Origin of the sequence: Novosphingobium profundi, assembly GCF_018491765.1 — a bacterium.
GTDB classification, from domain to species: Bacteria; Pseudomonadota; Alphaproteobacteria; order Sphingomonadales; family Sphingomonadaceae; genus Novosphingobium; species Novosphingobium profundi.
In genome coordinates, this window is record NZ_JABWCU010000014.1 from 36,956 (window position 1) to 62,690 (window position 25,735).

A 25,735-nucleotide genomic window follows, 5' to 3' on the forward strand; every position below is an offset into this window, starting at 1 on the left:
GCCAAGCGGAGCTATCGCAATCGCCCGCGGCCTGCCCTGCGCCTACTCGCGGATCGTGGCGAACCAGATCACGTGCTTGGGGCCCTTGCCGTTCGAGCGCGCGGCGACCTTGCGCTCCTCCACCGCGAAGCCCGCGCGTTCGAGGCGGCGGGTGAAGTTCGGGTCGGGCGCGGCCGACCAGATCGCGAGCACGCCTTCCGGGGTCAGCGCACGGTAGGCGGCGCGCAGGCCGGCCTTGGAGTAGAGGACGTTGTTGTCCTCGCGCACGAGGCCGTCGGGGCCATTGTCGACGTCGAGCAGGATCGCGTCGTAGTCGCCATCGGCGGCCTCGATCTGCATCGCGACATCGCTCATCACCAGGTTGACGCGCGGATCGTCGAGGCACCCGGCCTCGAGTTCCTTCATCGGACCCCTGGCCCACTCGATGATCTCGGGGACGAGTTCGACGACGGTCGCCTGGCCGTTCTCGGGCAGGACCTTGAGCGCGGCGCGCAAGGTGAAGCCCATGCCGTAGCCGCCGATCAGCATGTGGGGGCGCTTGGCACCCTTGATGCGCTCGAAGCTCATCGTCGCGAGCGCCTCTTCCGAGCCCCACTTGCGGCTCGACATGAGCTCGTTGTGGCCCAGCACGATCATGAAGTCCTTGTCGTGCCGGAACAGCTCGAGCTTTTCGCCGCCCGGGACCCAGGCGGCGTCGAGGAGCTCGCGCGCGATCATGCCGCTGCGTCCACGGTCTTGAGGTCGGGCGGGGTGGACGCGTCCTTGAGCATCGCGATGGCCTCCTCGAGGCTCATCACCTTCTGGTGCTGCTCGCCCAGCGTGCGGATCGCGACGGTGCCTTCCTCCGCCTCGCGCGCGCCCACCACCAGGAGGTAGGGCACCTTGGCCAGGCTGTGCTCGCGCACCTTGTAGTTGATCTTTTCGTTGCGCAGGTCGCTCTCGACGCGGATGCCCGCGGCCTTGAGCTTGGCGACGGCCTCCTTGGCGTAGCCGTCGGCATCCGAGATGATCGTCGCGACGACCGCCTGGACGGGCGCCAGCCAGGCCGGAAGACGGCCCGCGAAGTGCTCGATCAGGATGCCGATGAAGCGCTCGTACGAGCCGAAGATCGCGCGGTGGAGCATGACCGGGCGGTGCTTGGCGCCGTCCTCGCCGATGTAGGTGGCATCAAGACGCTCGGGCAGAACGCGGTCCGACTGGATCGTGCCGACCTGCCAGGTACGCCCGATCGCGTCGGTGAGGTGCCATTCGAGCTTGGGTGCGTAGAAGGCGCCTTCGCCGGGAAGTTCCTCCCAGCCGTATTCCTCGGTGGCAAGGCCCGCCTCGATCACCGCGTTGCGCAGTTCCTCTTCGGCCTTGTCCCACATCTCCTCGGTGCCGAAGCGCTTTTCGGGGCGCAGCGCGAGCTTGATCGCGTAGGTAAAGCCGAAGTGCTTGTAGACGCGGTCGGCCAGCTCGCAGAAGGCGCGGGTCTCGGCGACGATCTGATCCTCGCGGCAGAAGATATGGCCGTCGTCCTGCGTGAACTGGCGCACGCGCATCAGGCCATGGAGCGCGCCGTGCGGCTCGTTGCGGTGGCAGCAGCCGTTCTCGACGATGCGCAGCGGCAAGTCGCGGTAGGACTTGATGCCCTGCTTGAAGATGAGAACGTGCGCGGGGCAGTTCATCGGCTTCAAGGCCATCCACTCGGCCTCGTCCGAGACGATCGGGCCTTCGTCCTCGGTGTTGGGCGTCTCGTCGGGGATGACGAACATGTTCTCGCGGTACTTGCCCCAATGGCCCGACTGCTCCCACTGGCGCGCGTCCATCACCTGCGGGGTCTTGACCTCCTTGCACTCGGCGCCCTCGACGGCGCGGCGCATGTAGTCCTCGAGCGCGCGGTAGATGGTGTAGCCGTTGGGGTGCCAGAACACCGATCCGTGGGCTTCCTGCTGGAGGTGGAACAGGTCCATCTCGGCGCCCAGCTTGCGGTGGTCGCGCTTGGCGGCCTCTTCCAGACGCGTCAGGTGAGCGTTGAGCTGCTTCTTGTTGAGCCAGCCGGTGCCGTAGATGCGGGTCAGCTGCGCGTTCTTCTGGTCGCCGCGCCAGTAGGCGCCCGCGACGCGCATCAGCTTGAAGGCCTGCGGATCGAGCTTGCCGGTGGAGGGCAGGTGGGGGCCGCGGCACATGTCGAGCCAGGCGCCCTGGCTGCCCGGCTGGCCCGACCAGTAGACGGTCAGTTCCTCGCCCTCGGGCAGTTCGCCGGCCCACTCGGCCTTGAAGGTTTCGCCTTCGGCGGTCCACTTGTCGATCAGCTGCTGGCGGCTCCAGACCTCGCGCACCAGCGGCTTGTCGGCTTCGATGATCTCGCGCATCTTGGCCTCGATCGCGGGCAGGTCGTCCATCGAGAAGGGCGCGCGGCTGGCCGGGGCCATCACGTCATAGTAGAACCCGTCGTCGGTCGAGGGGCCGAAGGTGATCTGCGTGCCGGGCCAGAGCGCCTGCACCGCCTCGGCCAGCACGTGGGCATAGTCGTGACGGGCAAGGTCGAGCGCTTCGGCCTCGTCCCTCGCGGTGACGAGCGCGAGCTGCGCGTCGCCCTTGAACGGGCGGGTCAGGTCGACCAGTTCGCCGTCGATCTTCGCGGCCAGTGCGGCCTTGGCGAGGCCCGGGCCGATGGCGGCGGCGACGTCGGCCGGAGTCGCGCCTTCGGGCATCTCGCGTACGGAACCGTCGGGAAGGCTGATCTTGAACATCTCGGACATCGAACTCGTCTTTCGCTCCTGGGCCGCAGCGCGAAGGGGGGCATCGCGCCTCGGGCACAAGGCCCTTTGGCACAAGCCCTTCCGCGGCGGAAGGTCCGGCGTCGGCAAATTGGGCCTGAATTCGGGAGAATGACGCCATTTCGCCCGAAGCCCGGGCAGCGGCGGCGCGTGGTTTCAGCCCACGACCGACCGTGCCCGGGCGCGCCGGGTGGTCGTGATCAGGGTGGTAGTCACACGCTTGGTCATCGTGGAACGGCGCTTAGCAGGAATGCGCGGGCAAGTCACCCGGCAGGTTAACCGCTGGGGCGTGAGGCAAGCTCGCTTACCATTATGACAACCTTCCTTGACAAGCATTCCGTAGGATGACAAATATCCTTTACACAAAAGCAAGGGAGCTTGTCTCATGAATCGCAATGTCAGCCTCGCCTGGGGTGCCGCCGTGATCGGTGTCGCGCTTCTCAACATTGCCGACATCCTGCCCGATGGGGCGACGATCCTCGCAATTCTGACACTGCCGGCCCTGGCAGTGCTGCGTTCGCGCAAGGGGCTGTGCTGATGTGGGGGCGCCTTGCGAAGGCCGGGCCTGTGCAGCGCCGCTACCTGCGGCGCATGGCGCTGTCCTCGGTGTTCTACGTTGCCGCGATTTTCGCCGCGAGTCGGTTGCTCGACCGTGAGGCGCCGGTCAGCGCCCTTGGCGTCGTCATCGCGCTTATGCCCGGAGTGGCGGTGCTCGGCATGATCGGCGCTCTCGCGCGGCTCTACCTCGAACTCGGGGATGAATATCTGCGCATGCTCGAAGTGCGCAAGGCGATGGTGGCGACCGGACTGACGCTGGCGGTGTGCAGCGTGTGGGGCATTCTCGAGCTGTTCACGCCGGTGCCGCGCCTGCCGCTGTTCTGGGTCTTCCCGATGTGGGCGATGGGGCTAGGTCTTGGCGCGCTGGTCAACAAGCTGACGCTTGGCGACGCGGGGTGTGCGTGAAGAACCGCCTCAGGGTCCTGCGCGCCGAACGGGGCTGGAGCCAGCAGGAACTCGCCACGCGTCTCGACGTCTCGCGCCAGAGCGTCAACGCCATCGAGACGGGGCGCTACGACCCGTCGCTCCCGCTTGCCTTTCGTATTGCCGACGTGTTCGAACTTGCGATAGAAGAGATATTTCAGAGAGAGGAGTGACCCGAACAGGGGTGCGACAATGTCCGGTTCGAAGAATCTCGGTAACACGGCTCGCCGCCGCGCGATCGCGCTGGCGCTGGGCGGGCTGTGTCTGACGCTGGGTGTGGCGTGCGCCGTCGCGCTCGAGCGCGACACGTCGGCGTTTGAGGTGTCCCTCTCGCCGGTCTACACCATCACCCAGGCTGGCAACCGCATCTTCGTCGAGATCTCCAGCCCCAGCCTCTACTGAGCGGAGTGCCCTCGGGTGTTCAGTGCAGCGTCGGGCGGTGCAGGCCGCGCCGTTCGGCCAGGGCCTGCCAGGCGACGCTGATCAGCCAGCCGGCACCGAGCCCGGCGACGGGCATCGTCGCGGCAAGGGGTGAGGCGATGCCGGCGAAGAGCAGCGCCCAGATCGGCGGGCACAGCGCGAGCCCGTAGGGAACGAGCCACCAGCCCGCCCAGCGCTGTCCGTCGCGCAGCCGCCGCACCACCATGACGACCAGCGCGAGCGCCAGCAGCGCAAGCAGCCCTGCGTTCCAGCCTTGTGCGACGCGCTCGAGCAGCGAGACCGGCGCGCGAGGGCTGCCGGTTTCCAGCCACAGCAGGCGCAGGCGCGACAGTGCACCCGGCAGCGAGCCGGCCGGATCGAGCGCGAACGGGGTGGGCGACGCGCGCAGCAGGTTCCACGCGCCCAGCGGCAGTGCGGCAAGCGTGAACACCAGCGCCAGCTCGCCCGGCAGGCGGAGCCGGTCCTTTCCGCGCAAGGGGCGGCGCAGGGCATCGATCGCGAAGAGCAGGGGCACCAGCAGCAATGTCATCGGCGCCATGAACGCCGCGAGGCCGAGCAGCAGTCCGGCGGTCGCGGTGTGGTAGAGCGTGGTGCGGGTGATGAGCGTCCAGCACGCGGCCTGGACCAACAGCGTCGCGAAGGTGTCGGGTAGCGCGAGCGGGACGGCGAGCAGCGCGCCGGGCAACAACGCGTGGAGCAGGAGGGCAAGTCGGGCACCGGCTTCGTTGCCGTAGATGCGACGGCCGAGCGCCAGCGTCATCGCGCCGCCGAGCAGCGCGCAGGCGAGATTGAACAGCCCGAGGGTGACCGTCCCACTTCCGAAACGGCCGTAGACGAGCGCGAGGACGAGCTGCCAGCCAGGCGCCGCGACGTGGCGCAGATCGACCTGGCCGCTGGCGACGAGCTGCGCCTCGAGGTCGAACCCGAGCGCGGAATTGACCCACCCGGGCGGGCTGTCGAGCAGCAGCATCGCGACGCGCAAGGCCAGGAACAGGGCCCAGATCGCCAGCAGCACCGAGCGGCTCTGCGCGAAGGCCTCGAGCCGCAGCGCCAGGCGCGAGGGGGGCACGGGAAATCGCAGGATGTCGGCGCTCACGTCGCCTCCTTTTCGGATCGCGCAGGAGAAGATAAAGTCGCGCGCAGCGGTGCGCAGGCGCGCCGCGATTGTCAAATGCGATTTGCACGCATCGCGATGCGATCAGCCGGTTGGTGCCTCCCCTCCTGCGCGCGTTCGGGAGGGAAGCCGCACGGGCCGCCTTGCCCTTCGCGCCTCCAGCCCCCACCTTGCGCGCCATGACCGAACTTCGCTTCCACGAAATGGCCGATGGCCGCCGCATCGCCCACCGCTTCGCGCCCGGACAGGGCCCCACGCTGGTCTTCCTGCCCGGCTACATGTCCGACATGTCGGGCAGCAAGGCGCAGGCGCTGTTCGAGATGGCCGTCCATACCGGGCGCGCCTGCCTGCTGCTCGACTATTCGGGTTGCGGGCAGAGTTCGGGCGATTTCGCGGATGGCACGCTTTCGCGCTGGCGCGACGAGGTGGTGGCGCTGATCGAGGCCGCCGCACTCGACAAGGTGCTGCTGATCGGCTCGTCGATGGGCGGCTGGCTGATGCTGATGGTGGCCGATGCGTTGCCCGACAAGGTCCACTCGATGATCGGCATCGCCGCCGCGCCCGACTTCACCGACTGGGGCATTGCCCAGATGGACAAGGGCCTGCTCGCCGACGGCGAGACGATCTACGAAGACAATCCCTACGGTCCCGAGCCCACGCCCACCCATCCCGGGTTCTGGGCCGATGGCCAGGCCAACCTCCAGCTCGAGGCGCCGATCGAATTCCACGGTCCGGTGCGCCTGCTCCAGGGCCAGCGCGACGAAGAGGTGCCTTACGACACCGCGCTGCGTCTGTGCGAGATGCTGCGTTCAGACGACGTGCAGGTGACCTTCATCAAGGACGGCGACCATCGCCTCTCGCGCGAGACCGACCTTGCCGTGCTGATGCGCACCGTGGCCGACCTGCTGCTCGCGCGCGACGGCGAAGGCTGACCGGCCCAGCGGCCCTTCCGGAGACTGTCCCAGATGCCTTTCCCGCTCGTGTTCCTGCCGCTCGTCGCCCAGCTCGACGGCACCATCGGTTCCGCCAATCCCTCCTCGCTGCCGATCGAGATCATCGAGAAGAAAGAGAACGAGGCGCGCAAGCGGGCGCAGGAGGAAGGGCAGGGCTATGCCCAGCCCATGGCGCCCATCAACCGCAAGGGCTGCATGGACCTCGTCCAGGACGATCCGCAAGGTTCGGCCGATGCCGCGCGCGACGCGCTGCAGCAGGCGATGGGGCGTGAGCGCGTGCGCGCGGGGCTGTGCCTGGGCGCCGCGTTGACCCAGCTCGAGCAGTTCGACGAGGCGCGCGAGGCCTTCGTCGGCGCGCGCGACGCGGCCGATCCCGAGGACCACGTCAGCCGCGCCCGGCTGGGCGATATGGCGGCCAACGCCGAATTGGCGCAGGGCAACGGTGCCAAGGCGCTGCTCCTGCTCGCCCCCGCGCTGACCGATGCCGGTGCGAGCGGCGACAAGAGCCTCGTCGCCGAAGTCCAGATCGACCGCGCACGGGGCCTGGTGGCGGTCGACCAGCCCGAGGAAGCCGCCACCGCACTCGTCGCCGCGCGCGAGGCCGACCCCGCGAACGCGCAGGCCTGGCTGCTCTCGGCCACGCTCTCGCGCCGCCAGAACCAGCTCGTTGCGGCCTCCTCGCAGATCCAGCAGGCCGCCAGGCTGGCGCCGCAGGACCCCGCGATCGGGCTCGAGGCGGGCGTGATCGCGATGCTTTCGAAGGACGAGGCCTCCGCACGGCGCAGCTGGCAGTCGGTGGTCGACGTCGCTCCTTCCAGCCCCGAGGCGGCGACCGCCAAGGACTATCTTGCCGAGACCGCGCCCGCGACGCCGGCCACGAGCGCTTCGGCGACCAAGCCGCAGGGCTGATTTCACCACCCCACCTCCTGACGACAGGGACATTCCCATGGTACCGCTTTCCGTTCTCGACCTCGTCACCGTCCGCGAAGGCGACACCATCGCCCGCTCGCTGGAGATCAGCGTGGAGACGGCGCAAGTGGCCGAACGCTGCGGTTTCAAGCGCTACTGGGTGGCCGAGCACCACGGCATGGCGGGGATCGCGGGGGGCGCGACCTCGGTCGTGCTCGCGCATATCGGCAACGCCACCTCGACCATTCGCATCGGCGCGGGCGGGATCATGCTGCCCAACCACACGCCTTACGTGATTGCCGAGCAGTTCGGCACGCTGGCCGCGCTGTTCCCCGGCCGCGTCGACCTTGGCCTGGGCCGGGCGGCGGGCGCTGACGGGCGGCTCGCCAACGCGCTGCGCAAGGACATCGTAGGCGCCTCGGAGCGCTTCCCGCAGGATGTCGTCGAACTGCGCGCGCGCTTTGCGGGCCAGGCCGTCGGCGGGGTCGAATCGCCGCAGGCGAGCGGCGCCGATCTCGAGATGTGGATCCTGGGCTCGAGCCTGTTCGGCGCGCAGCTCGCCGCGATGCTCGGGCTGCCCTATGCCTTCGCCTCGCACTTCGCACCCGGCCAGCTCGACGAGGCCGCGCGCATCTACCGCGAGCGTTTCGAGCCCTCCGAATTCCTCGCCGCGCCCCATTTCATGGCCGGCATCAACGTGCTCGCCGCCGAGACCGAGGAAGAAGCCTGGTTCCAGGCATCCTCGGCCGACCAGAGCTTCGTCGCGCTGCGCACCGGCAATCCCGGCCGCCTGCTGCCCCCGGTGCGTGACTACCGCGCGCAGATCCCGGCCCCGGCGCGCGCGATGCTCGAGCAGGTGCGCGCGGTGAATGCGATCGGTACGCCCGAACAGGTGCGCGAGGGGATCGAGGCGCTCGCCCTGCGTACCGGCGCCGATGAACTCATCATCAGCTGCTCGACGTACGATCCGGCCGCGCAGATGCGTTCGCTCGAACTCGTGGCAGAGGCCCTGGCACGCTGATCGGGCCCGCCGGGCGCTCGCAAATCGCCGGGGCGGGACAATCCGCATTGCGACGAGCCGAGCTAGCCTGCATAGAGGCGCTCGCTGACAGGGAGAGTGCATGAACCAGTCTGATGTCGTCATAGTCGGTGCCGGCCATGGTGGTGCGCAGTGCGCCATCGCGCTGCGCCAGAACGGTTTCGAAGGCACGATCACGGTGATCGGCCGCGAACCGGAATACCCCTACGAGCGCCCGCCGCTCTCAAAGGAATATTTCGCGCGCGAGAAGACTTTCGACCGTCTCTACATCCGCCCGCCCACGTTCTGGGCCGAGAAGGGCGTGACCTTCCGGCTCGGCTGCGAGGTGACCAAGGTCGATCCCGCGGCCCGTGAACTGACCCTTTCGGACGGCGAGACCTTCGCCTACGGCACGCTCGTCTGGGCCACCGGCGGCGATCCGCGCCGGCTCTCGTGCCAGGGCGCGGACCTTGCCGGGGTCCATGCCGTACGCACCCGTCAGGACTGCGATACGCTGATGGCCGAAGTCGATGCGGGTGTGCGCAAGGTGGTCGTCATCGGCGGGGGCTACATCGGGCTCGAGGCGGCGGCGGTGCTGTCCAAGCTCGGTCTCGAGGTGACCCTGCTTGAAGCGCTGCCCCGCGTGCTCGCGCGTGTGGCTGGCGAGGAGCTATCCGAGTTCTACCAGGCCGAGCACCGCGCCCATGGGGTGGACTTGCGCACCGGCGTCGCGGTCGATTGCCTCGAGGGCGACGGCGCCAAGGTGACCGGCGTCCGGCTCGCCGACGGCACGGTGCTGGCGGCCGAGGCGGTGATCGTGGGGATCGGCATCGTGCCCGCGATCGGACCGCTCATCGCAGCGGGTGCGGCGGGGGCCAACGGGGTCGACGTCGACGAGTTCTGCCGCACCTCGCTGCCCGACATCTACGCCATCGGCGACTGCGCGGCCTTCGCCTGCGGCTATGCCGGGGGCGATGTAATGCGCGTGGAATCGGTGCAGAACGCCAACGACATGGCGACGTGCGTCGCGAAGGCGATCTGCGGCGATGCCCAGCCCTACAAGGCCTTCCCGTGGTTCTGGTCGAACCAGTACGACCTGAAGTTGCAGACGGCCGGGATCAGCAAGGATTTCGACGCCACGGTGGTGCGCGGCGATCTGGCAAGCCGCAAGTTCTCGGTGGTCTACCTGCGTTCGGGCAAGGTCGTCGCGCTCGACTGCGTCAACATGATCAAGGACTACGTGCAGGGCCGCAAGCTGGTCGAGGCGGGAGCCAAAGTCGATCCCATCGCGCTCGCCGATGCGGCAACGCCGCTCAAGGAGCTCGCCTGACGGTCGACACCGTGGGGTGGACCTGCGCGAAAATGTCGCTAAAGCCCGGCCTTTCGTAATTTTCGAAGGGCCGGGCGCGGCGTGTCGCCCACGGCCCGTCAGAGGCGGTGAGCGGACATGGAAACGGTGCAGGGCCTAGCGGCCTATCGGCGCAACGCACGGGTGCTGGTGGCCAGCCTCGTGGGCACGGCCGTCGAGTTCTACGATTTCTACATCTACGCAACCGCCACCGCGCTGGTCTTCGGCCCGCTGTTCTTTCCCGCCGAATCCGCCTCGGCGCAGCAGCTCGCGGCCTATGCCAGCTTTGCCATCGCCTTCCTCGCGCGGCCGATCGGGGCCACATTCTTCGGCCATTTCGGCGACAGGGTGGGGCGCAAGTCGACGCTGGTCGCCTCGCTCATGCTGATGGGCGGGGCGACCGTCGCGATCGGCTTCCTGCCGACCTACCAGAGCGTGGGCTGGCTCGCTCCGCTGCTGCTGTGCGTGCTGCGCTTCGGGCAGGGCCTTGGCCTTGGCGGCGAATGGGGCGGTGCGGCGCTGCTCGCGGTGGAGAGCGCGCCGCCCGGCTGGCGCGCGCGCTTCGGGATGTTCCCGCAGCTCGGCGCCCCGCTCGGGTTCCTTGCCGCCAACGGCCTGTTCCTGATCCTGACCACGTGCCTCAGCGAGGCGCAGTTTGCGGCCTGGGGTTGGCGCCTGCCGTTCCTCTTGAGCTCGGTGCTGGTGGGCCTTGGCCTGTGGATCCGCTTCCGCCTTGCCGATAGCCACGCGCTCGATGCCAGCGCGCACGCCGCCGTTCCCAAGGCGATCCCGGTCCTCGAACTGTTCAAGGGCCATTTGCGCCAGACCGTCGCGGGGACCTTCGCGGTCGTCGCCTGCTTTGCGATCTACTACCTCACCACCGCCTTCGCGCTCGGGTATGGCACCAGCCAGCTCGGCTATGATCGCCAGGCGTTCCTTGGCGTCCAGCTCTTCGCGATCCTGTTCATGGCGGCGGGCATCGTCGTTGCGGGTTACGCTGCCGACCGCTGGTCGAGCCGGGCGGTGCTGGTCCTGGGCAGCGTGCTGGCGATCGGCGTCGGTTTCGTGATGGGGCCGATGCTGGGCGCGGGCTCGCTTGGCGTGATCGCGCTGTTTCTCGTGCTCGGCCTGTTCACGATGGGGCTCGTCTATGGGCCGCTTGCCGCGCTGCTGCCCCAGCTTTTCCCGGCGCGCGTGCGCTACACCGGCTCCTCGATCGCGTTCAACGTGGGCGGCATCCTGGGCGGCGGCTTCGCGCCCGCGCTGGCGCAGGGACTGGTCGACAAGGGGGGGCTGATCTACGTCGGCTTCTATATCTCGGGCGCGGCGGTGCTGACGCTTCTGGGTCTTCTCACCGTTCCGCGCAACACCGAGCGCGATTTCGTGGTCTAGAGCGGCTTTCGATCAGACTGCATCGGATCGGCCGCTCTGGACTCTTGTTTGGACGCATTTTCCGAACCGTCAGGTCATTCCGCCTGACTGGGAAATGCTCTGGTTTTGCATTGATTATTGTTTGATATAATTACTTCAAAACTCTTGATCGGGAGTTATTTTCTGACATCAATTTAAATAACGGTGGCGTAATATTGTATTTTGACGCTGCCGGAGCATGTCGGGAGAGAACTATGCGCAAGGTATTGCTGTCAAAACTGGCTTCCGCAGCAAATCTACTGAGCGGGAACGAATCGTTTCAGAAGATGATATTCAATGCGATCCGTCTCGACCGCTCGGAGGCCAAGCCCTTCGTGCGTGATCGCGACATGCAGTTCCTCGCCTACTGTCTCGCGCGGCGGGCCCGTTCGAAAGCCCAGATTCTCCAGGACCTGTGGGTCTGCTTCGAACTGGGCGAGAAGCGCGGTGGCTACTTCGTCGAGTTCGGCGCGACCAACGGGCTCAAGAACAGCAACACCTGGCTGCTCGAGAACGAGCTGGGCTGGTCGGGCATCCTCGCCGAGCCCAACCCCTTCTGGCACGCGGACCTGGCCGCCAACCGGGGCGCGGCGATCGAGCACCGCTGCGTCTCGGCGAAGTCGGGCGAGCGGGTCAGCTTCATCACCACCGACGACACCGATCCCGAACTGAGCGCGATCGCGGATTTTTCCGATGGCGACCACTTCGCCGAGCGACGCGCCCGCGCGGCGCGGATCGAGGTGGAGACGATCTCGCTCGACGACCTGCTCGACCACTACGGTGCGCCCACCGAGATCGACTACATCTCGATCGACACCGAAGGCAGCGAAATGGCGATCCTCTCCGCCTACAGCTTCCGCCACCGCTTCCAGCTGATCTCGGTCGAGAGCAATGCGAAGAACGAGGCGCCGCTCGACGCGCTGCTTACCGCCAAGGGCTATGTCCGCGTGTTCCGGCAGTTCTCGCAGTGGGACGGCTGGTACGTCGCGGCCGAGCGGCTGGAGGGCGCTGCCCGCGAGGTCGCCGCGCCCGAGGCCTAGGCGCCCAGGCGCTGCGCGGCCCACTGCGCGGCTTCGGCGACGGCGGGGTCGGGATCGCCGCGCAGCGCCTCGACCGGGGCGAGGAGCGCGGCCGAACCGCTGTTGCCCGCCGCATAGAGGCAGTTGCGGACGAACCGGTCGCGCCCGATGCGCTTGATCGGCGAGCCCGAGAACAGCGCGCGAAAGCCCGCATCGTCGAGCGCGAGCAGGTCGGCGAGCTCGGGCGCGGTGAGCTCGGCGCGCGGCAGGAAGGCCTTCATCGTGTGCGCGGCATCGGCGAACTTGTTCCACGGGCAGACCGCGAGGCAATCGTCGCAGCCGTAGATGCGGTTGCCCAGACCTTCGCGGAATTCCTCAGGGATCGGCCCCTTGTGCTCGATCGTGAGGTAGCTGATGCAGCGCCGCGCATCGAGTGTGTAGGGCGCGGGAAAGGCGCGGGTCGGGCAGGCGTCCTGGCAGGCGCTGCACGAGCCGCAGCGGTCGCGCGCGGGGGTGGAGAGCGGGAGGGGAAGCGTGGTGTAGATCTCGCCCAGGAACAGCCACGAGCCGTGCTCGCGGCTGACGAGATTGGTGTGCTTGCCCTGCCAGCCAAGGCCCGCCGCGGCGCCGAGCGGCTTTTCCATGACCGGGGCGGTGTCGGTGAAGACCTTGACCCCCGCTTCGCCAAGCCCGCGCCGGGGCGCCTCGGCGACCAGCCAGCGCGCCAGGTGCTTGAGCGCCTTCTTGACCGTGTCGTGGTAATCGGCGCCTTGCGCATAGACCGAGATGCGCGCGTTTTCGCCAGCATTGGCCAGCGCCAGCGGGTCGTGCGCCGGGGCATAGCTCATGCCCAGCGCAATCACCCGCTCGGCGTCGCTCCAGAGGCCTTGCGGCGAGCGGCGATGGTGCGCGCGTTCGGCCATCCAGCCCATATCGCCGTGCATCCCGTCTGCGAGCCAGGCCTCCAGACGCGCCGCGCGGGTTTCATCTTCGCGCGCGTCAGCCACGCCGAAGGCGCAGAAGCCAAGCGAACGCGCTTCCTTTTCAAGGTCTTCCAGAAGCTGGTTTAGGACGGCCTTAACCAAGGGGGCTCCATGAATGGCCGCAGGGTCACGGCAGATGCACAAGAAGGATGGGGTCGCGATGGATTGTGCAGTAGGAGATTGGCCCGGTGCGGGCAATGCCGCAGCGCCGCAAGCCTCCGGGGAGCGTCCGATGCCCGATCCTGCCGTCCACGTCTCCCGCCCGCTCGCCATCGAGGCGCGCGGCCTCGTCAAGCGCTTCGAGGGCACGCTCGCGGTCGACGGGGTCGACCTCTCGGTGCCCGAAGGCTCCGTCTACGGGATTCTGGGCCCCAATGGCGCGGGCAAGACGACGACCTTGCGCATGCTGCTGGGCATCATCGATCCCGACGCGGGGCTGCGCCGGGTCCTGGGCTGCGAGCGGCCGCAGGAACTGGCCCACGCGATCGGCTACCTGCCCGAGGAGCGCGGCCTCTACCCCGCGATGAAGGCTACCGAGGCGATCGCGTTTCTGGGCGCGCTGCGCGGGCTTCCCTTGCGCGAGGGGCGCCGGCGCGGGCGCGAGCTGCTCGAGCGGCATGGCCTGGGCCATGCCGCCGACCGGCAGATCCGCCAGCTTTCCAAGGGCATGGCGCAGCAGGTGCAGATCCTGGGCACGCTCGTCCACGCGCCGCGCCTGGTCGTGTTCGACGAACCCTTCTCGGGGCTCGACGCGCTCAACCAGGGGCGGCTCGAGGCGATGATGCGCGATCTTGCCGCTGCCGGGACCACCGTGATCTTCTCCACCCACGTCATCGCCCACGCCGAGCGCCTGTGCGACGAAGTGGCGATCATCGCCGGAGGCAAAGTGCCCTTCGCCGGCCCGGTCGACCTCGCGCGCGACCGCATCCCCGCGCAAGTCCGCCTCGAGACCCGCGCCGAGACCGGACCCTGGCGCGCGGCGCTTCCCGCCGACGTGCGGCGCGAGGGGCGATTCTGGAATTTCCCGCTGCCCGAAAGCGGCGTCGAACCCTTGCTGCGCGCGCTGATCGAAGGTGAGGCGGGCATCCTCTCGCTCTCGATCGAGCGGGCCGGGCTGCACGACGCCTTCGTCGCGATCGCCGGCGAGGCGGCCGCGCGCGCGATGGGCGCGACCACACCCGTGGAGGACGGCGCATGAGCGCATCGACGAACCCGCCCGGCCTGCATCACGGGCGCCTCTCCACGCTGGCGGCGGCCTGGGTCATCGCCCGCCGCGACTTCGTGGCGATCCTGTTCAGCCGCGCCTTCTTCTTCTTCCTGCTGGGCCCGCTGTTCCCGGTCCTGGTCGGCATTCTCGCCGGATCGGTCGGGCAGCGGGTGCAGCAGACCGCCGACAGCCCCGAGATCGGGCTCGTCATGCCCGCCGACGAGGCGAAGTCCATGCTCGCTGCGCGCGACGCGCTGGCCGCGCGGCTGGGCGAGAGCGTGCCGCGCATGGTGCTCGTGCGCGAGCTGGCGCCGGATGAACGCAGCGATCCACGCAAGGCACTCGAGGGGCGGGCCGCCAACATCGCCGCGATCCTTTCCGGACCGATCGACGCGCCCCAGCTCACCGGGCCACGCGCCCGGATCGAGGACTGGCGGGGCATGGTCGCGATGGTGGCGGCTCAGGCGCGTGCGGGCGAACCCGCGGCCTGGCCCGAGGTTCGCCTTGCCACGACGACCTCGAGCAGCGCGAGCGAGCGTCGCGGGCGCCTGACCACGGCGCAGGGCGCGCAAACGCTGCTGTTCCTCCTCACGATGATGCTGGCGGGCATGGTCCTCTCCAACCTCGTCGAGGAAAAAGGCAACAAGATCATCGAGGTGCTGGCCGCCGCGATTCCCATGGAGGCGGTGTTCCTGGGCAAGCTCTTCGCCATGCTCGGTGTCTCGCTGGTGGGCATCGCGACCTGGGGCGCGGTCGTCGGCGGGGTGCTCCTCGCGGGCGGCTCGGCGCTGCCCGAGCTGACCACGCCCGCGGTCGGCTGGCCGATGCTCTTCGTGCTCGGCGTCATCTATTTCGCGAGCGCCTATCTCCTGCTGGGCTCGGTGTTCCTCGCGGTGGGCTCGCTGGCGACGACCGTGCGCGAGGTGCAGACGCTCTCGATGCCGGTGACCATGGTGCAGCTCCTGGTGTTCTTCCTCGCCAGCTACGCGATGACCCAGCCGGGCAGCGTGGTCGAGATCTTCGCATTGATCTTCCCCTTCAGCGCGCCATTCGCGATGCTGGCGCGCGCGGCGCAGGATCCCGCGCTGCTCCCCCACCTCGCCGCGATTCTCGCGCAGGGCGCCTGGGTGCTGCTGCTGGTGCGGCTGGGCTCGGGGCTGTTTCGCAAGCGGGTGATGCAGTCGGGCCCGGCGCGGGTGAAGACGGGGCGGCGCTCCTTGTTCAGGCGCAAGGCAGCCGCACAAGTGTAGACTGCCCCCCGTGATTCGCGCGTCGATGGCGGACGCGCGGCGCGGGAGACAGGCGATGAACACCAACGAGACGACAATGCTCCCCCTTGATCCGGGGCCCCACGCGCGAGGCGGGCGCGGGATGGACCGGCGCGCGGTGCTGGTGCTGCTGGGCTCGGGCGTCGCGGCGGGGGCGCTGGCGGCCTGCGGCGGGGCGCAGCAAGCCGAGGCGAAGAGCTATCCGGTCCAGTACAGCGAGGCCGAATGGAAGCGCCGCCTGACGCCCGAGCAGTTCCGAATCCTGCGCAAGGCCGGCACCGAGCGGGCGGGCAGCTCGCCGCTCGACAAGGAGAAGCGCAAGGGCACCTTCGTCTGCGCGGCCGACGACCACCCGCTGTTTTCCTCGACCACCAAGTTCGACAGCCATACCGGCTGGCCGAGCTTCTGGAAGCCGCTTGCGGGCGCGGTCGGGACCTCCACCGACTACGCGATCGGCGTCCCGCGCACCGAAGTGCACTGCGCGCGCTGCGGTGGCCATCTGGGCCACGTCTTCGACGACGGACCACGCCCGACCGGCAAGCGCTATTGCATGAACGGGGCGGCGATGAAGTTCGTGCCCGCCTGAGCTTTCCCCGTCAGGGCTTCGCGGCGGTCACCTCGACGGGCAGCGGCTGGACGAAATAGAGGCGCAGCGCGGCGAGCAGCGCGAGCGCGATGAGCGCGCAGGCGAACAGCACGACCCCGTTCCAGCCCGCGTGAGTCCAGGCAAAGCCACCCGCCGAACCGAGCACGCTCGAGCCCATGTAGTAGGCGAAGAGGTAGCACGCGGTCCCTTGCGCGCGGTCGGTGCGGGCGCGCCGGCCGACCCAGGACGAAGCGATCGCGTGGGCGGCGAAGAAGGCGACCGTCACCACCGCGATCCCTGCGATGATCAGCACCAGCGAGTGCGCGCCGGTCAGCACGATCCCGGCGACGAAGAGTACGAGCGGCCACCATAGCGCCTTGCGGGGTCCGAAGGTGCCCGAGAGATTGCCCGCCACCGCCGAACTTACCGAGCCGAGCAGGTAGAGCAGGAAGATCAGGCCCACTTCGCCTTCCGAGAGCGCATAAGGGGCCGCCAGCAGGCGATAGCCCGCGTAGTTGTAGATGCTGATGAAGGCGCCCATGATCAGGAAGGCCTCGAGAAACAGCCAGGGCAGCGCCTTGTCGCCGAACAGGCGCCAGAACCCCGCGCCGTAGCTCGCCAGCGAATGGCGCTGGGCGACGAACTGGCGCGAATGCGGCAGGATGCGCCAGAACACCACCGCGATGACGAGCCCGGCGATGCCCACCGCGGTCAGCGCGTCGCGCCAGCCCAGCCACTCGGTGAGGAAGCTGACCAGCAGGCGCCCGCTCATGCCCCCCACGGCAGAGCCGCCGATGTAGAGCCCCATCGCGCGCCCGACCGCCTTGTCCTCCACTTCCTCGCTGATGTAGGCCATCGCCACGGCGGGCACTCCGGCAAGGGCAAGCCCGCACAAAAAGCGTGCGGCCAGCAGGCTCGGCCAGTCGGGCAGGAACCCCAGCAGCACGGTCAGCGCGGCGGCGAGCAGCAGCGAGGCGATCATCAGCGGGCGGCGCCCCAGGCGGTCCGAAACCATGCCCGCCACCAGGAGCACGAAGGCCATCGGCCCGGTCGCCAGCGAAACCGCGAGGCTCGCCTGTTCGGCGCTCAGGCCATAGGCCTCGCTGAAATGCGGCAACAGCGGCTGGGTGCAGTAGAGCAGCGCGAAGGTGGACAGGCCGGCGAACAGCATGGCCAGGCACAGGGCGCGGTAGGCCGGCGTGCCCGGAGTAATCTTCTCGTGAGTCATCGCGGCGGGTTATGGGGGCGCCGACGCGCTCCTGCAAACCTTTTGCTGCGATGCGGAAGGATCAGCTCCCGCTCGTGGAGGTTCCCGGCCGCGCCATGCCCGCGCGCTCGAGGATCTGCGCGACGCTGCGCTGGCGCGCGGCCAGTGGTGCACCCGCGACGAGGTTGGCGAAGCGCTGGCGCTCGGCGGCGATCGCCTCGGCCAGCTCGCCGGTGGGCACGAAGTCGTCGAGTTCGGCGCGGGTGACCGAGCCTTTCGTCTCGAGCAGGTATTCGGTCACGATCTGGCGGTCGCGCGCGATCCACACTTCGCTCATCAGCGCCATGACCATGCGCGCGACGTCGGTCGTGCTCTCGGGGGGCAGGTAGTCGGTCGCGGGGGTGCTCATCGGGTGGCTTCCTGGTGCGAAGGGGTGTCGGGTTTGCGGGCGCGGGTGATCCAGGGGTACTGGTCTTGCCCGAGCGGATAGGACTCGATCTGGGTGAAGCCCGCCTCGGCGAGCATCGCCTCGAGGCTCTCGTGCAGCACGGCCGAGAAGAAGGGCTCCTCGCGGTGGTGGGTGTCCCAGTCGAGGATCACCGCATGGAACATCGAGACCGCGCGGAAAGGCGGGGGATCGGCCAGGACGATGTCCGCGCCCGGCTTCAGGATGCGGAACATTTCGGCGAGGAGCGCACGGTTGGCCTTGGGCGGCAGCTCGTGATGAAGCGCGTAGGTAATCACGCCGTCGTAGCTTGCGTCGGCCTCGCCGCTGGCCTTGGCGCAGTCGGCCTGCTTGAGGTGCACGGGAAAGCCGAAGCGTCGGGCCATGCGCGCGCCGTTTTCGAGCAGCAGCGGCGAGAGGTCGGCGCCGGTAAGCTCGGCCTCGGGGAAGCGTCCATGAACGGCTTTCAGCGTCGAGACGCCGCCGCAACCCGGTTCGTAGATGCGCGCGTAGCTGTCCTTGGGGAACTGGGCGATGGTCTTCACGCGCTGGTTGACGATGTCGTCGCCGATGCCGACCGCCGCGTAGCCGCCCTTGCTGAAGACGTAAGGGCCCACACCGAAGGCGAAGAGCGCGCCGTAAAGGTCGTAGCCATCCCACCCGCCGGGCTCGAGGTGCCATTCGACCCGGGCGTAGTACCGCGGAATTTCAAGCCCTTCGTCGAGCGTGAGCGAACCGGTTTCGGCGCCTGCGTCCCCCGCTTCGCCCGCCGCGTTCTCCATCGCCGCGTCGTAGGCGAGGAACTGCGCGCGCCGTTCCTCGATCGCGGGAATGCCGCGGTTGAAGTTCTCCTCGGCGACGTAGCGCTGGAAGAAGCGTTCGAGGCGGTAGACCGGATCGTCCTCGCACACGGTGCGCGCCTTGGCGATGCGCTCGCGCTGGGACAGCGCGGGGTGCTCGGCCGCGTGGTCGGCGCTGAGAGCCTCGCCCTGCGGGCTGGTGGCGAAGGTGGCGGCGGCGACCGGGCGCAGCGTGCCCGAGGAAAAGGTCTGGATCGCGCCGAGGATCTCGAGCCCGGCACGTCCGCGCTGCGAGAGCGCGAAGCTGGGGGCATGGCCTTGCTTGAGCGATCCGTCGTCGAGGCGGGTGAGGAATGTCACGTCACGAAGCTCCCTTGTGGTGTGGGACGGGGTGAGGCGGGCAGGATCAGTAGTTGAACGTGGCGGTCACGCCGAAGGTGCGCTGCTCGCCAAGATTGACGTTGTACTGGTAGATCGAGGGCACCACGAAGGAGGCCTCGACATAGGACTTGTCGAGCAGGTTCTTGACCCAGAAGAACGCCTTCCAGGTCTCGGCGCGCACACCCACCCGCCCATTGGTAAGGGCATAGGGTGCGATCGAGGCGGTGTTGGTCTCGTCGGTGTACATCTTGCCGCGGTAGATCTCGTCGGCGGCCAGGAAGAACTCGAGCGTGTCGGTTACCGGGGTCTTGTACTCGAAGCCGAAAGTGCCCTGGAACTGGGGGACGTTGCCGAGGTAGTTGCCCGAGACATCGCCGTTGCTGTTGCACACCACGTCGTCGCAGGTCGAGCTGGCGGTTGGTGCGACCGCGCCTTCCTTGGCGGTGGCGTGCTGCCAGGCGAACGTGGCGTTGAGCGAGAGCGCATCGGCGAGCTGGTAGTTGCCCGAAAATTCGAGCCCATAGCTTTCCGCCGCGCCCCCGCTGACGTAGATGCCCGGCACCGCGCCGCCGCCCGAATTGGTATCGGTGGGCGGCACGTAGCCCGAGGGCGGCGCGCCGATCTGGCGCTTCGACCAGTCGATGTAGAAAGCCGCCAGCGTGTAGAACAGGCGGTTGTTCAGCGCCGATCCCTTGGTGCCCACCTCGTACGTCCAGTTCTCCTCCTCGCCATAGGAGCGCTCGTCCTGGGTCAGTGTGATCGAGCCGGTAACGTAGCCGTTGAACCCGCCCGCCTTCACGCCCTTGGCGGCCGAGGCGTAGACCATGAAATCGGGGCTGGGTTCATAGCGCAGCGAGAAGCGCGGGGTGAGGTTGTCGTAACTGGCGGTCAGCGGGGCGAGGTCGGGGGTCTGGTTGTCGACGGTGCGCAAATGGGTGTGGGTGTAGCGGGCCTCGGCGCCCAGCGTCACGCGCTCGTCGAAGAGCTTGTAGGCGACGCGCCCGTAGCCCGAATCGGTGCGGTACTGGGTGGTGCGGTTGTTGAACAGGATCGCATCGCCCGCCGAACTGGGGTCCCAGTTGTCGCTGGTGATCGGCACGCCCGCTTGCTGGCCGAGCGTCAGGCCGAACAGGAAGCTGTCGTCGGCGAAGGAGTGGAAGTAGCCAAAGTCGAAGCTGAGCGCCCCGCCGTCGTCGAAGGTCAGGCGCGCATCGTGGCTGTCGTAAGTCAGCGTGCCCGCCTCGCGCTGGAGCGAGAAGGAAGGGGTGGTGCCCGCGACGCGGTAGGAGCTGGCGTCGAGGTACCAGGAATTGCTGGCGAAGCTCGACTGCTCGATGCCCTCGCCTTCGACGTGGCCGTAGTCGTAGTTGAAGGTCCAGGCCGGGGCGAAGGCGTATTCGCCCGCGACGTGGATCATCTCGGTCTTCGCGCGCATGCCCGGCTGGGGCACGGTGAACAGGCCCTCGGGGTAGTTGTCGGCGTTGAGGCCCGAACGCTTGCCGTCGGGGCTCGCGGGCAGGTTGCCGCACCACAGGTAGTAGCTGCCGTTGGTGCCCTTGTTGCCGCAGTTGAGCTGGTCCTCGAGAAGGTTGCCGTCGATCGTGTAGAAGGCGCGGATCTTCTCGCGGCGGGTCAGGCGGTAGTAGGTGCCGGTGATCGACATGCCCTGGGTCGGCGTCAGCTTGAGCGAGCCCGAGAAATTCTGGCGGTGGTAGCCGCCGAAGTGGCCCAGGCCGGCCGAATCCGCGCCGGGGAAGTTGTTCTTCCAGGTGCCTTCGTATTGCGAGCGGGCGTAGTAGATGCGCCCCGCCAGGATGCCCGGGATGATCGGGCCGCCGATCCCGGCGCGCAAGTCCGAATAGCCCGCGTTGCCGAGCGAGGCGTAGCCATCGACCTTGAGTTCGTCGCTCGGCTGGTTGAGCACGTAGTTGATCGCACCCGAGAAGGTGTTCTGACCATAGAGCGCGCTCTGCGGCCCCTTCACGATCTCGATGCGCTGCATGTCGGCGAGCTGGCTGTCGACCATGTAGCCGCGCTGGAGGTAGATCCCGTCGATGAACACGCCGGTGTTGCCCACCGCCGATTGCACGTTGGTCTGCGAGAGGCCGCGGATCACCGCGTTGCCGTTGAACTTGGAGAGGAAGTCGGTGAAGCGCAGGCCCGGCGTGGCATTGGCGATGTCCTGCAGGTCGGTGACGCCCTTTTCGGCCATGGCCTCGGAGGACAGCGCGCTCAGCGTCAGCGGCACGTCCTGGATGCGTTCCTCGGAGCGGCGCGCGGTGACGATGATGTCGCCCGACGGGGCACCACCCGTGGCGACGGCGTCCGAAGAACGCGACTGGGCGAGCGCCGGAGAGGCGAGGCTGGAAAGGACGACAAAAGAAATCGTGCCGGCAAGCTGCGGTGTTTTACGCGTGCGTTTCGAACGGACCATGACCATTTCCCCCGATTTTGTTGCTGGTATCTCTCCCGCCCGAAAACCCGTGCCGGTTCGTCGGATGGCGTTTGGGTAGGGGGATTGGGGGCAAAGCCGGAAATGGCGTTTGGACACCTGTTCAAGGAGTGAACAGCGCGCGTGCCGGGCGGTGACCGGGAGGGCCACGCGGGCTCACATCCGGCCAGGGCCCCACGCTTGTCACCCCGCCGGGCCAGGAGAGCGCCCATGCCCAGCCGCCGCGACACCCTGACCGCAGGCCTCGCCCTTTCCACCGGCCCCGTCGCCGCAACGCGGGCCTCCACCGGCCATGCGGTCACGCCCGGTGGATCTTCGGCCGCGCTCGCGCCCTCGGCGGTCTCGACCCCGCCTGGCCTCGTCGTCGAGACCACGGCGGGGCGCGTGCGCGGTTACGAAGCGCGCGGCATCGCCACCTTCAAGGGCATTCCCTATGGCGCCGACACCTCGGGCGAAGGGCGCTTCCTGCCGCCGCGCGCCCCGGCACCCTGGAGTGGCGAACGGCTCTGCCTGGTGCCGGGCGCGATCTGCCCGCAGGAGAGCCGCCGCCCCTCGACGAGCCCGGCGGCCTTCCTGATGCCCACCACGCCCGCGATCGAGGACGAGGACTGCCTCAACCTCAACGTCTGGACCCCCGGAACCGAGGCCGCGCGCCGTCCGGTCATGGTGTGGATCCACGGGGGCAATTTCTCGACCGGATCGAGCCTCGCCTTGCGCGCGACCGATGGCGAGGCGCTCGCGCGCCGGGGCGATGTGGTGGTGGTCTCGGTCAACCACCGTCTCAATGCGATGGGCTATCTCGACCTTGGCGCCGTGAGCGGGGATCCCGCTTTCGCCGCATCCGGAAACGTGGGCATGCTCGATCTCGTGCTGGCGCTCGAATGGGTGCAGGGCAACATCGCGGCCTTCGGCGGCGATCCGGGCAACGTCACCATCTTCGGTCAATCGGGCGGGGGGCTCAAGGTCACGACTTTGTGTGCGATGCCGCGCGCACGCGGGCTGTTCCACAAGGCGATCGCGCAAAGCGGGTGCGAAAGCCAGGTCTTCGCGCGCAGCATGACCGAGCCGCTCGCGCGCGGGTTGCTCGACCAGCTCGGCCTCGCGCCGGGGGAGGTGCGCAAGCTCCAGGCGGTGCCGATCGCGCAGCTCCAGGCCGCCGCGAGCGCAGCGCAAGGCGCCTGGTTCGCCAGGGCACGCCCGCGCGACATCTGGCATCTCGTCGGCTGGGCGCCGGTGCGCGACGGCGCGTTGATCCCCACCGACCCCTACAGCGAGGAAGGGCGCGCGCTCTCGGCCGATGTTCCGCTCATGGTCGGCTCGACCCGCCACGAATTCAGTTTGACGACGTTTGCGCTCGAGGCCGCGCAGCGGAGCTGGGCGGACCTTCGCGCCGATCTCGTCCCGGCCTTCCGGGATCCCGACGCGCTGATCGCGGCCTTCCGCGCGGCCTATCCGCAGGAGACGCCGGTCGCGCTCCAGTCGATGATCTCGGCGGCGAGCTTCAACCGCTTCAACGCGCTCCAGCAGGCGCGTGACCAGGCCGCCGCGGGCCGAGCCCCGGCCTTCCTCTACCGCTTCGACTGGCGGACGCCGATCTTCGGGGGACTGCCCGGCGCCTACCACTGCAGCGAATTGCCGCTTGTCTTCGACAGCATCGAGGCGGTGCCCGAGGCGACCGGGACGGGCGCGCGGGCAAGGGCGATGGCCGCCAGGGCTGCGGACGCGTGGATTGCCTTCGCGCGCCACGGCGATCCCTCGCACCCCGGGATCGGGCGCTGGCCCGCGCTCGCGGCGGGGGGCGCGGCGACGATGGTGTTCGACGACAGGTGCCAGGTGGAGGCGGAGAACACCGCGCTGATCGAGCTGGTGCGCGCAAACGCGCTGTGGCTCGGCTGAAGTGGCCGGGGGTCAGCTCGCGGTGGCGGGCTGCGCCGGGGGCCAGCCCTCGGGCACCGTGCGCACGTGCAGATCGCGCTGGGGGAAGGGGATCGCGATGCCCTCCTCCTGGAAGCGCCGGGCAAGCGCGAAGTTGAGCCGGCTGGAGGTGGACAGGCCCTCGGACGCGGCATGGACGAAGGCATACATGCGCAAGTCGATCGCGCTGTCGCCGAAGCGCTCGAGGATCACGCTCGGCTCGGGGAAGGCGAGCACGCCCTCGTCCTCGCGCGCGATCGCCAGCAGCAGCGCGCGCGCCGTCTCGAGATCGGTGCCGTAGGCGACGCCGACCGCGACCTCGATGCGCGAGGGGCCGCCGGTGAAGGTGCGGTTGTGCACCACGCCCGAGATCAGCTGCGAATTGGGCACAATGATCTGGTGGCGGTCGAACGTCTCGATGTGGGTCGAGCGCACCGAGATCTTGCGCACGATGCCCGAATGGCCGCCGACTTCGATCCAGTCGCCCACTTTGACCGGGCGTTCGAGCAGGAGCAGGATGCCGCTGGTGAAGTTCTCGACCACCGACTGCAGGCCAAAGCCCAGCCCGACCGAGAGCGCGCCCGCCACGAAGGCGAGGTTGGAGAGGTCGAGCCCGGTGGTGGCGATGGCGACGAGCGCGGCGAGCGTGATCCCCAGGTAGCCCAGGAACGTCAGCAGCGCGGCTTGTGCGCCCGCGTCCATCGCGAATTCGGGCAGCACGGTGATCCGCAGGAAGCGCTGCAGCCACCGGGTGAGGAACAGGCCGAGCACGAAGACGGTCGCGAACGTCACCAGGTCGCCGATCGAGATCCGCACTTCGCCCAGCTCCACCCCGTTGCGCAGCAGCCGGACCCCGTCGGCGATCTCCGCGCCGCTGAAGCCCCACACCACCGCGATCACCGGCAGCACCAGGACCGTCAGCACGAAGCCGGTGGCGAGCGGGATGAAGTGCAGCGCGCGGCGATAGGGCGCGAGTCGTCCCTCGCCCAGCAGCCCGGTGACGAGCGCGATCGAGCGGTGGAGGTAGACCGCGATGCCCACCAGCGCGAGGGTGATCAGCGTCGAGGAAAACAGGAAGCGCGCAAGCATCGCGTAGCCGATCAGCGCGGCGACGAACGAGGTGAGCGCGAAGAGGCGCATCAGCCGCGAGATCGGGGTAAGGAAGTCGATCGCCTCGTGCGCACCGGGGTCCTGTGCGGGGGCGGCCTCCTGCGCCGCGCGAAAGGCGCTTACCAGCTGCCACAGCAGCCAGGCGCCCCAGCAGGCGAGGATCGCCGAAAGGATGTGCGAGAGATTGGGGGCAAGAGCGTCGTTCGCCTCGAGCGCGTCGAGCACGAGGATCGCGGCGAGCAGCGTGGTCAGGCGCTGCATGATGCGGTTGGCGCGCGGGGCCTGGGCCGGGGGCAGGGTGATCAGGCGCAGCTGCGCGAAGGGGGAGAGCACGGCGCCCCGGCCCAGCCAGCGCCCCACCGCGATCAGCCCGCCTGCGCCGACCAGCGCGGGCAGGATCCCCTTCAGCAGGTCGCGGGGCATCAGCGGCAACAGGAACACCAGCGTCGCGATCAGCACGACGAGAAGCACGATCGCGAAGAGCAGCGTGGCGGCGCCGTCGAGCAGGAGCGTCCAGCCCAGTTTGCCGGCGATCGTGTCCGAGCCCTCGCGGCGCGCCTCGATCCGACGGGCGAGTCGCGTCCAGCCCAAGAAGCCGAGCGCGGGCGTGGCGAGCGCCACGAGCAGCGCGAGGGCCATGGTGCGCAGCAGTGCGATGTCCTTCTTCTGCGCGGTGAAGGCCTGGAAACGCCCTGCGGTGTTGGCGATGACTTCGCCCAGTTCGCGCGCCGCGCGCAGCCATTGGCGGGGATCGAGCGCGGAGACGTCGTGGGTGAACAGGCGTTGCTTGGTGAGCGCCTTCTGGCGCGCGTCGAGCTCGCTGACGAGCACCGCCGCGCGCGCCTCGGCCGCGTCGAGCGCGAGCGCGGGGCGCATCTGCGCGCTGAGCTGGTCGCCCAGCCGCGCGCGCTGCTCGGCGACGCTCTTGGGTTCGCTCGCGCCCTCTTCCGGAAGCGGGCCGAGGGCGTCGATCTGGGCGTTGAGCACGCGCAGTTCGAGCGAGCCGCGCGCGGCGAGCGCGATGGCCTTCTCGCGGTCGGCGGCGAGCAGCTGGCGCAAGTCGTGGAGGCGCGAGGCTTCGCTGCCGGCGGCGTCGGGATCGGGGCGCGAGCGCAGCGCGGACTCGGCGGCACGGGCGTGCGCGTCGAAGGTTTCGAACAGCGAGGGCGCGTGGCTGGCGGGGGGCGAAGCGGCGGGTGCGGCGCGGGCGGGGGGGCAGAGCAACGTGCAAAGGGTGGCAAGCGCGAGCAGGAGCAGGACGCGCACGGGTTCGCGCAAGACCCCAGGCGCAGGGCACGGGACCCGGCATTCGATTCGCGGCGCTGGCGGATTGGGATGGGGGCGCGGCGCGGGCACCGGTTCTCCTCGGATCGTGGACAGGGAGGCGAGCACGCCTGCACGCACACATAGCCCGCCCGAGAAGGGGC

Annotated in this window: 23 protein-coding genes; 14 read left to right on the plus strand and 9 right to left on the minus strand. The window is 68.9% G+C overall.

Features of this window, described 5'->3' with window-relative positions; translation table 11 throughout:
* Nucleotides 1–42 precede the first annotated feature (42 nt).
* The gene (locus HT136_RS16725) at nucleotides 43–717 is read right to left on the minus strand and encodes a spermidine synthase (protein ID WP_214200956.1); all 675 of its coding nucleotides are present in this window, start codon (nucleotides 715–717) and stop codon (nucleotides 43–45) included.
* On the minus strand, nucleotides 714–2,744 hold the full coding sequence (gene thrS / locus HT136_RS16730; RefSeq protein WP_214200957.1) for a threonine--tRNA ligase: 2,031 nt from the start codon (nucleotides 2,742–2,744) through the stop codon (nucleotides 714–716). Before thrS ends, HT136_RS16725 begins: the two co-directional genes overlap by 4 nt.
* A 403-nt stretch (nucleotides 2,745–3,147) precedes the next feature.
* Between thrS and HT136_RS16735 the strand changes: the two genes are divergently transcribed.
* Genes HT136_RS16735 through HT136_RS16750 form a run of 4 tightly spaced genes read left to right on the plus strand, consistent with a single transcriptional unit; the run spans nucleotide 3,148 to nucleotide 4,145 of the window.
* A complete protein-coding gene (locus HT136_RS16735) occupies nucleotides 3,148–3,300 on the plus strand; it encodes a hypothetical protein (RefSeq protein WP_214200958.1) in 153 nt (50 codons plus the stop codon).
* Complete coding sequence (locus HT136_RS16740) at nucleotides 3,300–3,725, plus strand: hypothetical protein (RefSeq protein WP_214200959.1); 426 nt, start codon at nucleotides 3,300–3,302, stop codon at nucleotides 3,723–3,725. The genes HT136_RS16735 and HT136_RS16740 overlap by 1 nt, the downstream gene beginning before the upstream one ends.
* A complete protein-coding gene (locus tag HT136_RS16745) occupies nucleotides 3,722–3,916 on the plus strand; it encodes a helix-turn-helix transcriptional regulator (protein ID WP_214200960.1) in 195 nt (64 codons plus the stop codon). The genes HT136_RS16740 and HT136_RS16745 overlap by 4 nt, the downstream gene beginning before the upstream one ends.
* A 19-nt stretch (nucleotides 3,917–3,935) precedes the next feature.
* On the plus strand, nucleotides 3,936–4,145 hold the full coding sequence (locus HT136_RS16750; RefSeq protein ID WP_214200961.1) for a hypothetical protein: 210 nt from the start codon (nucleotides 3,936–3,938) through the stop codon (nucleotides 4,143–4,145).
* Nucleotides 4,146–4,164: 19 nt separating this feature from the next.
* Here the strand turns inward: HT136_RS16750 and HT136_RS16755 are convergent, their stop codons facing one another.
* Nucleotides 4,165–5,280: a hypothetical protein gene (locus HT136_RS16755; protein ID WP_214200962.1), complete on the minus strand. Its 1,116-nt coding sequence runs from the start codon at nucleotides 5,278–5,280 to the stop codon at nucleotides 4,165–4,167.
* 197 nt (nucleotides 5,281–5,477) lie between these two features.
* Between HT136_RS16755 and HT136_RS16760 the strand changes: the two genes are divergently transcribed.
* The 6 genes from HT136_RS16760 to HT136_RS16785 all read left to right on the plus strand — a co-directional run bounded on the left by HT136_RS16760 (nucleotide 5,478) and on the right by HT136_RS16785 (nucleotide 11,976).
* Nucleotides 5,478–6,230, plus strand: a complete 753-nt coding sequence (locus HT136_RS16760; protein WP_214200963.1) for an alpha/beta fold hydrolase — start codon at nucleotides 5,478–5,480, stop codon at nucleotides 6,228–6,230.
* Between the two features lie 33 nt (nucleotides 6,231–6,263).
* Nucleotides 6,264–7,160, plus strand: coding sequence for a tetratricopeptide repeat protein (locus HT136_RS16765; RefSeq protein ID WP_214200964.1), 897 nt, complete (start codon nucleotides 6,264–6,266; stop codon nucleotides 7,158–7,160).
* Between the two features lie 37 nt (nucleotides 7,161–7,197).
* A complete protein-coding gene (locus HT136_RS16770) occupies nucleotides 7,198–8,181 on the plus strand; it encodes an LLM class flavin-dependent oxidoreductase (protein ID WP_214200965.1) in 984 nt (327 codons plus the stop codon).
* 100 nt (nucleotides 8,182–8,281) lie between these two features.
* Nucleotides 8,282–9,508 (plus strand): NAD(P)/FAD-dependent oxidoreductase, encoded by a 1,227-nt coding sequence (locus HT136_RS16775; protein ID WP_214200966.1) that lies wholly within the window; start codon nucleotides 8,282–8,284, stop codon nucleotides 9,506–9,508.
* Between the two features lie 117 nt (nucleotides 9,509–9,625).
* Nucleotides 9,626–10,918 carry an MFS transporter gene (locus HT136_RS16780; protein WP_214200967.1) on the plus strand — a complete coding sequence of 431 codons (1,293 nt, stop codon included), beginning with the start codon at nucleotides 9,626–9,628 and terminating at the stop codon, nucleotides 10,916–10,918.
* 305 nt (nucleotides 10,919–11,223) lie between these two features.
* Entirely contained in the window at nucleotides 11,224–11,976 is a 753-nt protein-coding gene (locus tag HT136_RS16785; RefSeq protein ID WP_214200968.1) for an FkbM family methyltransferase, read from the plus strand.
* Here HT136_RS16785 and queG read toward each other — a convergent pair.
* Entirely contained in the window at nucleotides 11,973–13,040 is a 1,068-nt protein-coding gene (queG, locus tag HT136_RS16790) for a tRNA epoxyqueuosine(34) reductase QueG (protein WP_214200969.1), read from the minus strand. The genes HT136_RS16785 and queG overlap by 4 nt on opposite strands.
* A 130-nt stretch (nucleotides 13,041–13,170) precedes the next feature.
* Here queG and HT136_RS16795 point away from each other — a divergent pair, with 130 nt between their 5' ends.
* The 3 genes from HT136_RS16795 (at nucleotide 13,171) to msrB (ending at nucleotide 15,999) form a co-directional block, all read left to right on the plus strand.
* Nucleotides 13,171–14,136 (plus strand): ABC transporter ATP-binding protein, encoded by a 966-nt coding sequence (locus HT136_RS16795; RefSeq protein WP_246543807.1) that lies wholly within the window; start codon nucleotides 13,171–13,173, stop codon nucleotides 14,134–14,136.
* Entirely contained in the window at nucleotides 14,133–15,395 is a 1,263-nt protein-coding gene (locus tag HT136_RS16800) for an ABC transporter permease (RefSeq protein ID WP_214200971.1), read from the plus strand. The genes HT136_RS16795 and HT136_RS16800 overlap by 4 nt, the downstream gene beginning before the upstream one ends.
* A gap of 121 nt (nucleotides 15,396–15,516) precedes the next feature.
* The gene (gene msrB / locus HT136_RS16805; protein ID WP_214201055.1) at nucleotides 15,517–15,999 is read left to right on the plus strand and encodes a peptide-methionine (R)-S-oxide reductase MsrB; all 483 of its coding nucleotides are present in this window, start codon (nucleotides 15,517–15,519) and stop codon (nucleotides 15,997–15,999) included.
* A gap of 10 nt (nucleotides 16,000–16,009) precedes the next feature.
* Here the strand turns inward: msrB and HT136_RS16810 are convergent, their stop codons facing one another.
* From HT136_RS16810 to HT136_RS16825, 4 genes are all read right to left on the minus strand, one after another.
* Nucleotides 16,010–17,227, minus strand: coding sequence for an MFS transporter (locus HT136_RS16810; RefSeq protein ID WP_214200972.1), 1,218 nt, complete (start codon nucleotides 17,225–17,227; stop codon nucleotides 16,010–16,012).
* Nucleotides 17,228–17,288: 61 nt separating this feature from the next.
* Nucleotides 17,289–17,615 carry a hypothetical protein gene (locus HT136_RS16815; RefSeq protein WP_214200973.1) on the minus strand — a complete coding sequence of 109 codons (327 nt, stop codon included), beginning with the start codon at nucleotides 17,613–17,615 and terminating at the stop codon, nucleotides 17,289–17,291.
* Nucleotides 17,612–18,811: a methyltransferase domain-containing protein gene (locus tag HT136_RS16820; RefSeq protein WP_214200974.1), complete on the minus strand. Its 1,200-nt coding sequence runs from the start codon at nucleotides 18,809–18,811 to the stop codon at nucleotides 17,612–17,614. Before HT136_RS16820 ends, HT136_RS16815 begins: the two co-directional genes overlap by 4 nt.
* Before the next feature lie 46 nt (nucleotides 18,812–18,857).
* Entirely contained in the window at nucleotides 18,858–21,266 is a 2,409-nt protein-coding gene (locus HT136_RS16825; RefSeq protein WP_214200975.1) for a TonB-dependent receptor, read from the minus strand.
* Between the two features lie 228 nt (nucleotides 21,267–21,494).
* Between HT136_RS16825 and HT136_RS16830 the strand changes: the two genes are divergently transcribed.
* On the plus strand, nucleotides 21,495–23,180 hold the full coding sequence (locus HT136_RS16830; protein WP_214200976.1) for a carboxylesterase/lipase family protein: 1,686 nt from the start codon (nucleotides 21,495–21,497) through the stop codon (nucleotides 23,178–23,180).
* Between the two features lie 12 nt (nucleotides 23,181–23,192).
* Here HT136_RS16830 and HT136_RS16835 read toward each other — a convergent pair whose 3' ends face one another.
* Nucleotides 23,193–25,574 carry a mechanosensitive ion channel domain-containing protein gene (locus tag HT136_RS16835; RefSeq protein WP_214200977.1) on the minus strand — a complete coding sequence of 794 codons (2,382 nt, stop codon included), beginning with the start codon at nucleotides 25,572–25,574 and terminating at the stop codon, nucleotides 23,193–23,195.
* Between the last annotated feature and the right edge of the window lie 161 nt (nucleotides 25,575–25,735).